Below are 13,664 nucleotides of genomic sequence, written 5' to 3'. Positions count from 1 at the left end.
CGCTGTATTACCTTTCCCCGTGGGGGCCCGGGCCCCAAACACGGTTTGCGGGGGGGGGGGCGCCGGGGCGCGGCCCCGGGGCGCCCCTCCGGTTCCGTCAGGCCGACGGCGCCGACAGCTTGGCCAGTGCCGCGTCGATGCGGGCCAGGGTGCGCTCGCGCCCCAGGACCTCCAGGGACTCGAACAGCGGCAGCCCGACTGTGCGCCCTGTGACGGCGACGCGGACCGGGGCCTGCGCCTTGCCCAGCTTGAGGCCGTGCTCCTCACCGGCGGCGAGGACGGCCTCCTTGAGCGGCTCGGCCCGCCACTCGGCCTCGGCGATCTTCGCGCGGGCGGTGGCGAGCAGGGCGTCCGCGCCCGGCTTCATGGCCTTCGTCCACGACGCCTCGTCCTCCACCGGCTCGGCCAGGAAGAGGAAGTCGACGTTGGCGGTGATGTCGGACAGCACCGTCAGCCGGGTCTGGGCCAGCGGGGCCAGCTCCTCGAAGGCGGCCGCGTCGAAGCGCTCCGGGTCCCAGGGCGCGTGCGGGGCCTGCAGCCAGGGGTCGCACGCCTCGATAAAGGCCTTGACGTCCAGCTGGCGGATGTGGTCCGCGTTGATCGCCTCAGCCTTCTTGAGGTCGAAGCGCGCCGGGTTGGCGTTGACACCCGAGATGTCGAACGCGGCGACCATCTCCTCGCGCGAGAAGACGTCCCGGTCGGCCGAGAGCGACCAGCCCAGCAGGGAGAGGTAGTTGAGCAGCCCCTCGGGGAGGAAGCCGCGCTCCCGGTAGAGGTTCAGCGACGCCTGGGGGTCGCGCTTGGACAGCTTCTTGTTGCCCTCGCCCATGACGTACGGCAGATGGCCGAAGGCGGGCACCAGGCCGCCGCCCACGCCGATCTCGGCGAGCGCCCGGTAGAGCGCGATCTGGCGCGGGGTGGAGGACAGCAGGTCCTCGCCGCGCAGCACGTGGGTGATCTCCATCAGCGCGTCGTCGACGGGGTTGACGAGCGTGTAGAGGGGGGCGCCGTTGGCACGCACGATGCCGTAGTCCGGAACGTTGTCCGGGGTGAAGGTCAGCTCGCCGCGCACCAGGTCGGTGAAGGTGATCGGCTCGTCGGGCATCCGGAAGCGGACGATCGAGGTGCGGCCCTCGGCGTCATGCGCCGCGATCTGCTCGGGGGTCAGCGCGCGGCAGGTGCCGTCGTAGCCGGAGGGGCGCCCGGCCTTGCGGGCGGCCTCGCGGCGCTCGTCCAGCTCCTCGGCCGTGCAGTAGCAGCGGTACGCGTGCCCGGCCTCCAGCAGCTTGGCCGCGACGTCCGCGTAGATGTCCATGCGCTGCGACTGGCGGTAGGGCGCGTGCGGGCCGCCGATCTCGGGGCCCTCGTCCCAGTCGAAGCCCAGCCAGCGCATGGAGTCGAGCAGCTGCGTGTACGACTCCTCGGAGTCGCGCGCGGCGTCGGTGTCCTCGATGCGGAAGACCAGGGTGCCGCCGTGGTGGCGGGCGAACGCCCAGTTGAAGAGGGCGGTGCGGACCAGGCCCACATGGGGGTTGCCGGTCGGCGAGGGACAGAAACGAACCCGCACGGGGGCGGAGGAGGTTGCGCTAGCCACGCTTGATCACCTTGTTGGTGAGAGTGCCGATGCCTTCGATGGTGACGGCGACCTCGTCGCCGACGGTGAGGGGGCCGACGCCCGCCGGGGTGCCGGTGAGGATGACGTCGCCGGGGAGCAGCGTCATCGCCTCGGTGATGTGCACGATCAGGTCCTCGATCGAGCGGACCATCTCGCTGGTGCGGCCCAGCTGCCGCTGTTCGCCGTTGACGGTGCACATGATCCCGAGGTCGCCCGCCCGCTCCAGGTCGATGCCCGTCTCCACCCAGGGGCCCAGCGGGCAGGAGCCGTCGAAGCCCTTCGCCCGTGCCCACTGCTTCTCGCGCCGCTGCGCGTCGCGCGCGGTGATGTCGTTGGCGCAGGTGTAGCCGAGGATGACGTCGGCCACGCGCTCGCGCGGGACCTCGCGGCACATCCGTCCGATGACCACGGCCAGCTCGGCCTCGTGGTGCACCTCGGAGGAGAAGGAGGGGTACGCGATGGGGTCGCCGGGGCCGGTCACCGCGGTGGACGGCTTGAAGAAGACGACCGGGACGTCCGGGACCTCGTTGCCGAGTTCGGCGGCGTGCTCGGCGTAGTTGCGGCCCACGCCCACGACCTTGTTGGGCAGGACGGGCGGCAGCAGCCGGACCTTGCTGAGGGGGATCTTCTGCCCCGAGCGCTCGAAGTCGGCGAAGGGGTGTCCCTTGATGATGTCGACGACGGGGCCGTCCTGATCGGACGGCTCGCCCTCGACCACTCCGAAGGCGACGTTGCCGTCGAGGGAGAATCTGGCGATGCGCACGGGAAGCTGGTGCCCCTTAACTGAACTCGCTGGAGACTGACGCTCCAGGCTATCGCCCCGCCTCCCGCGCGCCGCCGGGTCGGCTCGCCCGTCCCCGCGTGGGGACCGGGCATGTGCGGGTCAGTGGCCGGGGGCCTCGGTGAGCACGGTGCGCCGGGGGTTGGCGGTCTGGGTGGGCAGTTCGACGGGGTGCTCCGGCGCTTCGCCGGTCTCGGTCCGCAGTTCCTCGGCGTCCCCGAGATGGGCCAGGGTGGTGCGCCGGGGGTTGGCTATGGTGCGGAACATCATCGTCGTCTTCACTGGGTTTACGCCTCGCGTTGTTGTCGTATCGACCGGTGGTGTAAAGCGTCAGGCTAGGGGCCGCCTTGCCCATGGATTCGCAGAAAAAGTCTCGACCAGCGTGTGATTTTGCTCACGACTGATCGGGTAAATGCCACATTCGCGACACGCGATCCGCACCCCGAAACGGACATTGCACCCCCGAAGCAGACGTTCCGCTCTTGATCATCGCTAGCCGGACACGCCGTTACCGCGATCGACTCGTTCACAAAAGTCCGTTATCGCGGACATGACTTTCTACGTCCGGTAATAAAGCCCGTACTGAGCGTCACGCGCGTCACAGCCTGACCCCTTGCCCTTGTTGCAGCATCCGGCACTGTGCTGGAATTCCCGGGACCGCCGCGGGAATCAGCCCGGCGCGCATGGGGGCGCAAGACAGAGAGGCGCCGAGCGGCGGGGCTCCTCTCTTGTCGATATACGAAAGGAAGCGCGCCGGTCACTCACGACCGAATTGGGGGGCCGCGGTCCCCCTCGACTCGACACCGCTCCACTGCTGATCCAGTGGGGCGCCTGGTCCAGAGGTTGCGACGCTAGTGCAGGGACGTTTCAAGAGGGATGGTATGGGGTCCCCCCAGGCCCGCCAGGGCCGTGGGGAAGCTTCGGCGGACCCGGAACCGCGTGGTGGGACCGCCCGCGGCGCCGCGCCCCAGCGCGCCCAGGGCGGCGGGCGGCCCCCGGCCGACCAGAGCCCCGAGACCGGCGCCCAGGGCGCCACGAAGACCAGTGCGCCCAGCGGTGGCGGCGGCGCCGAGTCCACCACGCCGACGGCGCCCAGCGGGCCCGGTGCCCGCGTCGCCCTCAAGAACTGGCGCATCAGTACCCGGCTGGTCTCCCTGCTGGCGCTCCCGGTGGTCGCCGCGACCACGCTGGGAGCGCTGCGTATCGACACCTCGCTGGACAACATCCAGCAGCTCGACCAGATGAAGCTGCTCACCGACATGACGCAGCAGGCCACTCAGCTGTCGAACGCGCTCCAGGCGGAGCGGGACAAGTCGGCGGGGCCGCTGGCGAGCAAGGGCAACGAGAAGGACGACGGCGTCGTCTCCACGCGCGAGGACACCAACCGCGCGATCGCGGCCTTCCGCAAGGCCACCGACAACGTCGAGCCCGGCGACCAGTCCATGGCCGGTGTGCAGTCCACGCTGGTCAACATCGACCGCCAGCTCGGCAAGATCAACGATATCCGCGACACGGCGTACGGCAACAGTGCGTACTACTCGCTGACGGTCCAGGACTACAACGAGCTGATCAACTCGCTGCTGTCGCTGTCACAGGACATGGCCCAGGCGACCAGCAACCGCGCGATGATCAACAACACCCGCGCGCTCGCCACCTTCTCCTCGGCCAAGGAGTACGCCTCCATCCAGCGCGCGCTCATCAGCGCCGCCCTCGCCGACCCCAAGGGCGCCGAGTTCTCCGCCAACGACAGCCGGTTCGCCAGGACCGCGGTCGACAAGGAGAACGAGGCGCTCGGCAGCTTCAAGCAGATCCGCCAGGGCAACTCCGAGGACCTGCTGGAGCCGCTGGACAGCCGCCCGGACATCAAGGCGGCGACGATGTACGCCGACCGGGCGGTGCGCGACCCGGACGGCCTCAAGGCCGAGAAGCGCACCTATCTGGACTGGTACGACCAGGACAGTATCAAGATCGACGAGATGGGCAAGATCGAGCAGACGCTGCTCAGCGAGATGACGCAGAAGTCTCGTGAGCTGCGCGACGACGCCCAGCAGGACGCGATCCTCAACGGTGCGCTGATCCTGCTCGTCCTCGGTGTCTCGCTGGTCGGCGCCTTCGTGGTGGCCCGGTCCATGGTCCGCTCGCTGCGCCGGCTGCAGGACACCGCGCAGGACGTCGCCGAGAAGCGGCTGCCCGAGCTGGTCAAGCAGCTGTCCGAGTCCGACCCGCAGGACGTGGACACCTCCGTCGAGTCCGTCGGCGTGCACAGCCGGGACGAGATCGGCAGGGTGGCCGCGGCCTTCGACGACGTGCACCGCGAGGCGGTCCGGCTGGCCGCCGAACAGGCGCTGCTGCGGGGCAACGTCAACGCGATGTTCACCAACCTCTCGCGCCGCAGCCAGGGCCTCATCCAGCGCCAGCTCTCGCTCATCTCCGAGCTGGAGAGCCGCGAGGCCGACCCGGACCAGCTGTCGTCGCTGTTCAAGCTCGACCACCTCGCGACCCGCATGCGCCGTAACGGTGAGAACCTGCTGGTCCTCGCGGGCGAGGAGCCCGGCCGCCGCTGGACCCGGCCGGTGCCGCTGGTGGACGTGCTCCGCGCGGCCGCCTCCGAGGTGGAGCAGTACGAGCGCATCGAACTCAGCTCGGTCCCGGCGACCGAGGTCGCGGGCCGGGTCGTCAACGACCTCGTGCACCTGCTCGCCGAGCTGCTGGAGAACGCCACCTCGTTCTCCTCGCCGCAGACCAAGGTCAAGGTCACCGGTCACGCGCTGCCCGACGGGCGGGTGCTGGTCGAGATCCACGACACCGGTATCGGGCTCTCGCCCGAGGACCTGGCCGCGATCAACGAGCGGCTGGCCTCGCCGCCCACGGTCGACGTGTCGGTGTCCCGGCGCATGGGCCTGTTCGTGGTCGGCCGTCTGTCGCTGCGTCACGGCATCCGCATCCAGCTCCGGCCGTCCGACTCGGGCGGTACGACGGCGCTGGTCATGCTGCCGGTGGACGTCGCCCAGGGCAACCGCAAGCCCCAGCCGCAGGGCGCGGGCGGCAAGGCCGGTGCCCCCGGCCAGGGCGCCCCGGGTTCCGGCGGGCAGGGCAACGGCTCGGCGGGGCTGCTCGGTTCGCCGCCCCCGCGGCGGCAGGTCCCCGGTTCGGGTCCGCGCACCGCGCTGCCCGGCAACGGCAACGGCGGCGGCCTGCCGACCCGTCCGGCCGGTGCCGGTGCGGGTGCGGGTCCCTCGGGCCCGTCCGGAGGCGCCCCCTCCGCTCCGAACCTCTTCGAGGCGCCCGGACGCTCGGCCACCCCGCAGCGCAACGAGCCCCCGGCCGGATCCGGCGGCGGTGCGAATGACCGCGGCGGTTCCGGTGCCCGTCCCCCGCTGCCCTCGCGCGGCGACCAGGGACCGACGGTCGCGCCGCCGACCGGTGCGCCCCACCGCGCCGACGCGGGCGACCAGGGCAACCGTCCGGAGCTGCCCTCGCGCGACCCGGCACGTGAACTGCCCGGTCCGCAGGCGCAGCAGCCCGGCCCCAGCTGGGGCCGTCCCGAGGACGACTGGAATGCCGGGCGCCGGGACGCGGCCGACCGGCCGCGCGGGCACGAGGAGCCCGAGACCACGGGCCAGTACGAGCGTCCTGACCTTCTCTCCGCCCCCGGCCCCGGCCCCGGCCCGGGCGAGCGCCGCGATCCGTTCGGCAACCGCGGCCCCGGCGACACCGGCGAGCTGCCGCAGCTGAGCGACGGCCCCAACCTGTTCGAGCCGCGCCGCGGCCCGGGTGACACCGGCGAGTTCCCGCGCCCGGACTACGGACGCGGACCCGGCGACACCAGCGAGTTCCAGCGGCCCGACTTCGGCCGCGGTCCCGGTGACACCGGCGAGTTCGCCGTACCCGGCCAGGAGGGCCGCGGTCCGGGCGACACCGGGCAGTTCAGCCGCCCCGACTACGGACGCGGCCCCGGCGACACCAGCGAGTTCCAGCGGCCGGAGCTGGGCCAGGGGCCCGGCGACACCGGCCAGTTCCCGCAGGTGCGGGACGACCGGAACGGCCGCCAGGACGACAGCCTGCCGCCCGCCGGTCCCGGCGACGGCCGGACGCCGATATTCGACACCATCGAATCCACCTGGCTCCACCAGCCCGAAACCCCGGGCAACCAGGGCGACGCCGGGCAGTACACCGCCGAGCCGCCCGCCCCGGCTCCCGAACCGCCCGCCTCCGGGCGGCCCGCCTCGGCCGTTCCGCCCGCGCGGGACCGCGAGCCGCAGCAGCCGTCCTGGAACACCGGTGAGTACAACGGCATCGGGGCGAACGACACCGGGGCGAGCGGCACCAGCGCCCTGCGCGACACCAACGGAGTCCAGCGCGTCGGCGGCACGAACGGCACCAACGGCGCAGGGTTCCAGGGGCTCGGCAGTCAGGGGCTCGGCGGTGCCGGGGACGCGACGTGGCAGTCCTCGTCGGCCAACGACGAGCGCTGGCGCCGCGCCGGGCAGATCCGCGAGCCCGCCGCCGGCGGTATCACGTCGTCCGGCTTGCCACGGCGCGTACCCCGCGCGAATCTCGTGGAAGGCGCGGCCCAGCCGTCGCAGCAGCCCGAGCAGGTGGGGCCCCAGGTGTCTCGCGCGCCCGACGACGTGCGCGGGAGGCTGACCAACCTCCGCCGGGGGATTCAGCAGGGTCGTCGGGCCCAGCCCGGTCCCGACGGCAACCACGATCGCGGCGTAGGCCCGACTTACCAGCAGGAGCGTTAGTTGAGCCCGATGAGCCAGGCGGCGCAGAATCTGAACTGGTTGATCACCAACTTCGTGGACAACACCCCCGGGGTGTCCCACACGGTGGTGGTCTCCGCCGACGGACTCCTTCTGGCGATGTCCGAAGGCTTCCCCCGTGACCGAGCCGATCAACTGGCGGCGGTCGCCTCCGGCCTGACGTCCCTCACGACCGGGGCCTCGCGCATCTTCGAGGGCGGCACGGTCAACCAGACCGTCGTCGAGATGGAACGGGGCTTCCTGTTCATCATGTCCATCTCCGACGGCTCCTCCCTCGCCGTACTCGCCCACCCCGAGTGCGACATCGGCCTCGTCGGCTACGAGATGGCCCTGCTCGTCGATCGCGCGGGCAACGTCCTCACCCCCGACCTGCGCGCCGAATTGCAAGGCAGCTTGTTGAACTGACCCCCGACCGCCAGCCCGGCCGTACGGCCGGGCGCCCCCCACCGGCACCGACCGACGGCACAGTCGTCACCTTGTTGTCCGACCGGAGGACTCATGACCCCGCCCCCTGCCTCGACCGGCCCGTACGGCGGCCATCACCACTCGCCGTACGGGGGTGAAGGCGACCAGCCATTGGTGCGTCCCTACGCCATGACCGGAGGCCGGACCCGGCCGCGCTACCAGCTCGCCATCGAGGCACTGGTCAGCACCACGGCCGACCCCGCGCATCTGGCGGGACTGCTCCCCGAGCACCAGCGCATCTGCCATCTCTGCGGGGAGGTCAAGTCCGTAGCGGAGGTGTCGGCGCTGCTGAACATCCCCCTCGGGGTGGCGCGGATCCTGGTGGCCGACCTGGCGGAAGCCGGCATGGTGGCCATTCACCAGCCGGGGGGCAGCTCGGAAACGGGCGGTACGCCGGATGTGACACTGCTCGAAAGGGTGCTCAGTGGACTTCGCAAGCTCTAGCGGCGGCGCCCCGCCCGCCCGCACGACCACCTCGGCGAAGATCGTGGTGGCGGGCGGCTTCGGCGTGGGCAAGACCACGTTCGTCGGCGCGGTCTCGGAGATCAACCCGCTGCGTACCGAAGCCGTGATGACGTCCGCCTCGGCGGGCATCGACGACCTGAGCCATGTGCAGGACAAGACCACGACGACCGTGGCGATGGACTTCGGCCGCATCACGCTCGACGACGACCTGATCCTGTACCTGTTCGGCACCCCCGGACAGGACCGGTTCTGGTTCATGTGGGACGACCTGGTCCGCGGCGCCATCGGCGCCATCGTCCTCGTCGACACCCGCCGCCTCGCCGACTGCTTCCCCGCCGTCGACTACTTCGAGAACTCCGGACTGCCCTTCGTCATCGCCCTCAACGGCTTCGACGGACACCAGCCCTACGCTCCGGAGGAAGTCCGCGAGGCGCTGCAGATCGGCCCGGACACCCCGATCATCATCACGGACGCCCGCCACCGCAGCGAGACCAAGAGTGCCCTTATCACCTTGGTCGAGCACGCGTTGATGGCCCGGCTCAAGTAGGGGCAGATCGCCGGAGGTTGTCCGACAGCGAAGGTACGAGCGGGCTGTGTCCAACGACACGGCCCGCTCGTACCTTCATAACGTTTCGACAGAGAAAAACGCGGCTCTTCGACACGGAGCGCATGCGGGCGACTCCGCTGAGCACTCAATTAGTTCGGCATTTGACATGCCTCACCCTTAACGCCCGTTTTATCTCTGGTCTAGACAACAGACTGAGCGGTTTGCACAGTGTTTGGAAAGCACCAGCGGGGCGTGCTGGAATTCGCTGAACTGGGCAGTAGAGGGCTCAACTGGGAACGGCACGAGATCGGTGCCGACGCCGAGAGGTTTTGGTCGAGTGAGGCGAAGCACGCCGGACCCCGCGCAAGAAGCGCGAGGGAACTTCACCCCGCCGCCGCGTACACGCACTGCGGCACCGCCCGCAGACGCGTCGGATCCGCCCGCCCCCACCGGTGGCCGGATCACCCCGCGGAACTGGGGGGTGCGCACGCGGCTTTACGCCATTTTGCTCATCCCCGTGCTGGTGGCGCTGGTTTTCGGTGGCTTCCAGGTGCAGGCGTCGTTCGCCACCTGGAACGAGGCGCAGGACGCGGAGCGCACCGCCAAGCTGGTCCGGGCCGCCGAGAGCTACGCCCACGCCCTGGTCGACGAGCGTGACCGCACCGCGGGACCGCTGCTGACGGGCACCAACGAGGACGTGGTGCGCAAAATGCGCGCGACGACCGACGCGATGAAGAAGCAGTTCGACGACGCGGCCGCCGACATGCCGCAGACGGCGACCCTCAAGCGCCGTCTCAAGGCGTTCCGGGCGACCGAACCCCAGCTGGCGGCGCTGCGGCGGAACGCCTACACCGACCGGCTGGGCGCGGTGAAGACCGAAGAGGGCTACGTCGGCGTCGAGCACTCGCTGATCGAGTTCGCGAACGAACTGGGTCTGGGCACCGGCAACATCACCTCCTACGGCCGCACCGTCTACGCGGTCTCGCTGGCCAAGGGCGCCGAGTCGCTGCAGCGCTCCATCGGTACGCATCTGCTGGTCAAGCCGGGTCCTTCGGCGGCCGACCGCAAGACCCAGCTGACCGCTTTCGGCAGCTATGTCTACCTGGAGGGCATCGCCCTCGGGGAGTTCAACGCCGCCGGTACCCCGGAGGACGTAACCCGTCTGGAAGACACCCTCACCGCGGCCAAGAAGCGGGCTGACGAGCAGGGCGCCGCGGCGAAGCAGAAGGCCGAGTCGGAGGGGAAGACGTACACCGAACCGCCCTCCATGGACCGGATGGTCCAGGCCATTGCCGGTGGTTCGTCACCCAAGGACCTGGCGGACCAGGGCATCACCCCGGACACCTGGTTCACCGCGTCCACGGTCAAGTTCGACGCGTACCGCGACGCCGAGCAGAACCTCGTCGACAAGGCCGTGAACGAGGCATCGCAAATATCCGCGAACGCAAAGCAGGACACGATCGTGAACTCCGCGATCGTGCTCGTCGCCCTGCTCGTGGCGTTCATCGTGGCCGGCCGGATGGCCCGCTCGATGAGCCACAGCATGCTCCAGCTGCGCAACGCCGCCTTCGACGTCGCCGAGCAGCGGCTGCCCATGGTGGTCGACCAGCTCTCCCGCACCGACCCGGGCCGGGTGAACACCCGGGTCACCCCGATCCCGATCAACACCAAGGACGAACTGGGCGAGGTCGCCCGCGCCTTCGACCAGGTGCACCGCGAGGCGATCCGTCTCGCGGCCGAGCAGGCGATGCTGCGGGGCAACGTCAACGCGATCTTCACCAACCTTTCCAGTCGCAATCAGGGGCTGATCGAGCGGCAGCTCACCCTGATCTCGGAACTGGAGAGCCGGGAGGCCGACCCGGACCAGCTGGAGCACCTCTTCCGGCTGGACCACCTGGCCACCCGTATGCGCCGCAACGGCGAGAACCTGCTGATCCTCGCGGGCGAGGAGCCGGGCCGCCGCTGGAACCAGCCGGTGCCGCTGATCGACGTGCTGCGCGCCGCCTCGTCCGAGGTGGAGTCGTACGAGCGGATCGAACTGGCCGGGATCTCCGAGAGCGAGATCCACGGCACGGCGGTGACCGACCTCGTCCATCTCCTCGCCGAGCTGCTGGAGAACGCCACCACCTTCTCCTCGCCGCACACCAAGGTGCGGGTCACCGCGACCCGGCTGCCGGACGGCCGGGTGGTCGTCGAGATCCACGACAAGGGCATCGGCCTGACCGCCGAGGACTTCGCCGACATCAACCACAAGCTGGCCAAGCCGCCGACCGTGGACGCCGCGGTCTCCCAGCGCATGGGCCTGTTCGTGGTCGGCCGCCTCGCCGACCGGCACGGCATCCGGGTGCAGCTGCGCCCGGCCGGTGAGCAGGCGGGCACCACCTCGCTGGTGATGCTGCCCGAGGCGATCACCCACGGCGGTGGCGGCGAGGAGCTGCCCCAGGAGGACTTCACGGTCTCCCGGCTCGCTCCGGAGCCGGAGCCGCAGCCCACGTACACCGCCGAGGACGCCGCGCTGTCCTCCCGTACGGCCGCCGAGCTGGGCTTCGACGACTCGTCATACGCCCAGGAGCTGGGCTTCAACAACGCGTCGTACGGCCAGGAGCAGCCTCAGCGGCAGTACGGCGGGATGCAGGCCATGCAGCCCGAGCAGGAGCCCCGGCACGACCCGGCCGGGCCCGATCTGCTGGCCCAGCCCGGTCCCGATCTGCTGGCCCAGCCGGGGCCGGGACCGGCCGCTCCCGGGTACCAGGATTCCGCCTTTTCTGAACCGGAAGCGGACTTCACTGCCCAGACGGAGCCGGAACAGCAGCCGTATGTCGGCTACAACTCACCTTCCCAGCAGGGAGAGTGGGGCGATTCCGGATCTTTTGAAAACCCCTTCGCGTCGCAGTTCGGGACGCAAACGGAATCGGGACCCGGCGGTCCCGAAGTTTCCCGGGACCGCGTAGAGTTCCACCGTCCGGGCCCCTCTCCGAGCGGCGTCCACTCGATGACCGACGCGGGGCTCCCGCGCCGCGACAGGCAGTGGCAGCCGTCCGAGGAGACAGGGGCACAGGCGGCAGTCGGGGAGCCGGCGGCGCCCGCGGCGCCGGAACGGCCGCGGCAGGCCCCGCAGGAGGACGGTAACCGGTGGCAGTCGGAGAACGACCAGCGCTGGCACCGTGCCGAACAGCTCCGTGAGCCGAAGGCCGGCGGAGTCACCTCCTCCGGTCTGCCCCGGAGGGTGCCCAAGGCCAACCTGGTCGAGGGTGCCGCGGAGCCCACCGGACAGGGTGGCCCCCAGGTCTCCCGGGCCCCGGAGGACATCCGCGGCAGGCTCAGCAACCTGCGCAGCGGCATCCAGCGGGGACGCGACGCGGGATCCGGGATCCCCCCGCGTGACCAGCATGACCAACAGGGCTTCGGCCCCGGCAGCACCTACGATCAGGAGCGTTAGTGTGAGCCCGATGAGCCAGGCGGCGCAGAACCTGAACTGGTTGATCACCAACTTCGTGGACAACACCCCCGGGGTGTCCCACACGGTGGTGGTCTCCGCCGACGGACTCCTTCTGGCGATGTCCGAAGGCTTCCCCCGTGACCGAGCCGATCAACTGGCGGCGGTCGCCTCCGGCCTGACCTCGCTCACCGCCGGAGCCTCCCGCATCTTCGAAGGCGGCGCGGTCAACCAGACCGTCGTCGAAATGGAACGAGGCTTCCTCTTCATCATGTCCATCTCCGACGGCTCCTCCCTCGCCGTACTCGCCCACCCGGAGTGCGACATCGGCCTCGTCGGCTACGAGATGGCCCTGCTCGTCGATCGCGCGGGCAACGTCCTCACCCCCGACCTGCGCGCCGAATTGCAAGGCAGTCTTCTCAACTAGCAAACATGGAGTGCGTTTCGCGCCACCGCGCCATAGGGTGCGGTGGCGCGACCGGCCGACAGGCACGTTGGAGTTGGAGGAGGAAACGTGGCAACGCCCCCTAGCGGATATCCGTACGGCCATGGGCAGCCGTCCGAACCGCGCGGAGAAGCCCCGATGAAGCGCTTCAACTTCCCCTCCGCGCCCAGCCGCCAGACCCGCTCTCCGTACCCGGGCGAACAGTCCTGGGATTACCCGGGCGAGCAGCCCCAGGAGCCGATGCCCCCGCAGCCCCACATCCCACAGGGGCAGCAGGACCTCTACGCGCCCTCCTACGCGCCTCCCGAGAGTCCGATGTACGAACCACCGCAGCCACCCCGCATCCAGCCCGTACAGCCGCCTCAGCGCCTCGCACCGGAACCTTCCCCCACGGGGGGCGCGCATAACCCCCTGGTGCGGCCGTACGCCATGACCGGGGGCCGTACCCGGCCCCGGTACCAGCTCGCCATCGAGGCACTGGTACACACCACGGCCGATCCCAGCCAGCTCCAGGGCCAGCTGCCCGAGCACCAGCGGATCTGCCAACTGTGCCGTGAGATCAAGTCGGTCGCCGAGATCTCCGCACTGCTCACCATCCCCCTCGGCGTCGCCCGGATCCTCGTAGCCGACCTGGCCGAGGCCGGGCTCGTCGCCATTCACCAGCCCGGCGGCGACGAGTCCGCCGGCGGCCAGCCTGACGTGACACTGCTCGAAAGGGTGCTCAGTGGACTTCGCAAGCTCTAGCGGTGCAGCCCGCTCCACCACCTCCGCGAAGATCGTGGTGGCGGGCGGCTTCGGCGTGGGCAAGACCACGTTCGTCGGCGCGGTCTCGGAGATCAACCCGCTGCGTACCGAAGCCGTGATGACGTCCGCCTCGGCGGGCATCGACGATCTCACCCACGCGCCGGACAAGACCACCACCACGGTGGCCATGGACTTCGGCCGCATCACGCTCGACCAGGACCTGATCCTGTACCTGTTCGGCACCCCCGGACAGGACCGGTTCTGGTTCATGTGGGACGACCTGGTCCGCGGCGCCATCGGCGCCGTCGTCCTCGTCGACACCCGCCGCCTCGCCGACTGCTTCCCCGCCGTCGACTACTTCGAGAACTCCGGACTGCCCTTCGTCATCGCCCTCAACGGC

The 13,664-nt window shown here is 70.3% G+C and carries 11 protein-coding genes; 8 read left to right on the top strand and 3 right to left on the bottom strand.

The genetic code is table 11. The annotated features are described in order from the left end of the window. Nucleotides 1-97: 97 nt before the first annotated feature. From gltX to ACFV9T_RS12940, 3 genes are all read right to left on the bottom strand, one after another. Entirely contained in the window at nt 98-1,594 is a 1,497-nt protein-coding gene (gene gltX / locus ACFV9T_RS12950) for a glutamate--tRNA ligase (protein ID WP_385439326.1), read from the bottom strand. Continuing rightward, complete coding sequence (locus ACFV9T_RS12945) at nt 1,587-2,378, bottom strand: fumarylacetoacetate hydrolase family protein (protein ID WP_385439324.1); 792 nt, start codon at nt 2,376-2,378, stop codon at nt 1,587-1,589. The genes gltX and ACFV9T_RS12945 overlap by 8 nt, the downstream gene beginning before the upstream one ends. A 120-nt stretch (nt 2,379-2,498) precedes the next feature. Next, nucleotides 2,499-2,678, bottom strand: coding sequence for a hypothetical protein (locus tag ACFV9T_RS12940; RefSeq protein ID WP_385439323.1), 180 nt, complete (start codon nt 2,676-2,678; stop codon nt 2,499-2,501). Nucleotides 2,679-3,277: 599 nt separating this feature from the next. On the opposite strand from ACFV9T_RS12940, the gene ACFV9T_RS12935 reads away from it, so the two are divergent. From ACFV9T_RS12935 to ACFV9T_RS12900, 8 genes are all read left to right on the top strand, one after another. Further along, nucleotides 3,278-7,144: a nitrate- and nitrite sensing domain-containing protein gene (locus ACFV9T_RS12935; RefSeq protein WP_385439321.1), complete on the top strand. Its 3,867-nt coding sequence runs from the start codon at nt 3,278-3,280 to the stop codon at nt 7,142-7,144. Between the two features lie 9 nt (nt 7,145-7,153). After that, the gene (locus ACFV9T_RS12930) at nt 7,154-7,567 is read left to right on the top strand and encodes a roadblock/LC7 domain-containing protein (RefSeq protein WP_009714791.1); all 414 of its coding nucleotides are present in this window, start codon (nt 7,154-7,156) and stop codon (nt 7,565-7,567) included. 93 nt (nt 7,568-7,660) lie between these two features. Continuing rightward, a complete protein-coding gene (locus tag ACFV9T_RS12925) occupies nt 7,661-8,071 on the top strand; it encodes a DUF742 domain-containing protein (RefSeq protein WP_009714792.1) in 411 nt (136 codons plus the stop codon). After that, the gene (locus tag ACFV9T_RS12920; RefSeq protein ID WP_385439319.1) at nt 8,052-8,639 is read left to right on the top strand and encodes an ATP/GTP-binding protein; all 588 of its coding nucleotides are present in this window, start codon (nt 8,052-8,054) and stop codon (nt 8,637-8,639) included. The genes ACFV9T_RS12925 and ACFV9T_RS12920 overlap by 20 nt, the downstream gene beginning before the upstream one ends. 337 nt (nt 8,640-8,976) lie before the next feature. Beyond that, nucleotides 8,977-12,078: a nitrate- and nitrite sensing domain-containing protein gene (locus ACFV9T_RS12915; protein ID WP_385439317.1), complete on the top strand. Its 3,102-nt coding sequence runs from the start codon at nt 8,977-8,979 to the stop codon at nt 12,076-12,078. 10 nt (nt 12,079-12,088) lie between these two features. Further along, a complete protein-coding gene (locus ACFV9T_RS12910) occupies nt 12,089-12,502 on the top strand; it encodes a roadblock/LC7 domain-containing protein (RefSeq protein WP_009714795.1) in 414 nt (137 codons plus the stop codon). 87 nt (nt 12,503-12,589) lie between these two features. Beyond that, the gene (locus tag ACFV9T_RS12905; RefSeq protein WP_385439315.1) at nt 12,590-13,264 is read left to right on the top strand and encodes a DUF742 domain-containing protein; all 675 of its coding nucleotides are present in this window, start codon (nt 12,590-12,592) and stop codon (nt 13,262-13,264) included. Then, a partial coding sequence (locus ACFV9T_RS12900) for an ATP/GTP-binding protein (RefSeq protein ID WP_385439314.1) occupies nt 13,245-13,664 on the top strand: 420 nt, incomplete at its 3' end. The genes ACFV9T_RS12905 and ACFV9T_RS12900, both read left to right, overlap by 20 nt.

This window comes from Streptomyces sp. NPDC059850, assembly GCF_042731515.1.
Classification (GTDB): Bacteria; Actinomycetota; Actinomycetes; order Streptomycetales; family Streptomycetaceae; genus Streptomyces.
This window is presented reverse-complemented; position numbering and strand designations above follow the sequence as displayed.

Coding starts and splice junctions, on each gene's coding strand:
- ACFV9T_RS12925 (WP_009714792.1), top strand. CDS start 7,661: ATGACCCCGCCCCCTGCCTCGACCGGCCCGTACGGCGGCCATCACCAC.
- ACFV9T_RS12935 (WP_385439321.1), top strand. CDS start 3,278: ATGGGGTCCCCCCAGGCCCGCCAGGGCCGTGGGGAAGCTTCGGCGGAC.
- ACFV9T_RS12930 (WP_009714791.1), top strand. CDS start 7,154: ATGAGCCAGGCGGCGCAGAATCTGAACTGGTTGATCACCAACTTCGTG.
- ACFV9T_RS12910 (WP_009714795.1), top strand. CDS start 12,089: ATGAGCCAGGCGGCGCAGAACCTGAACTGGTTGATCACCAACTTCGTG.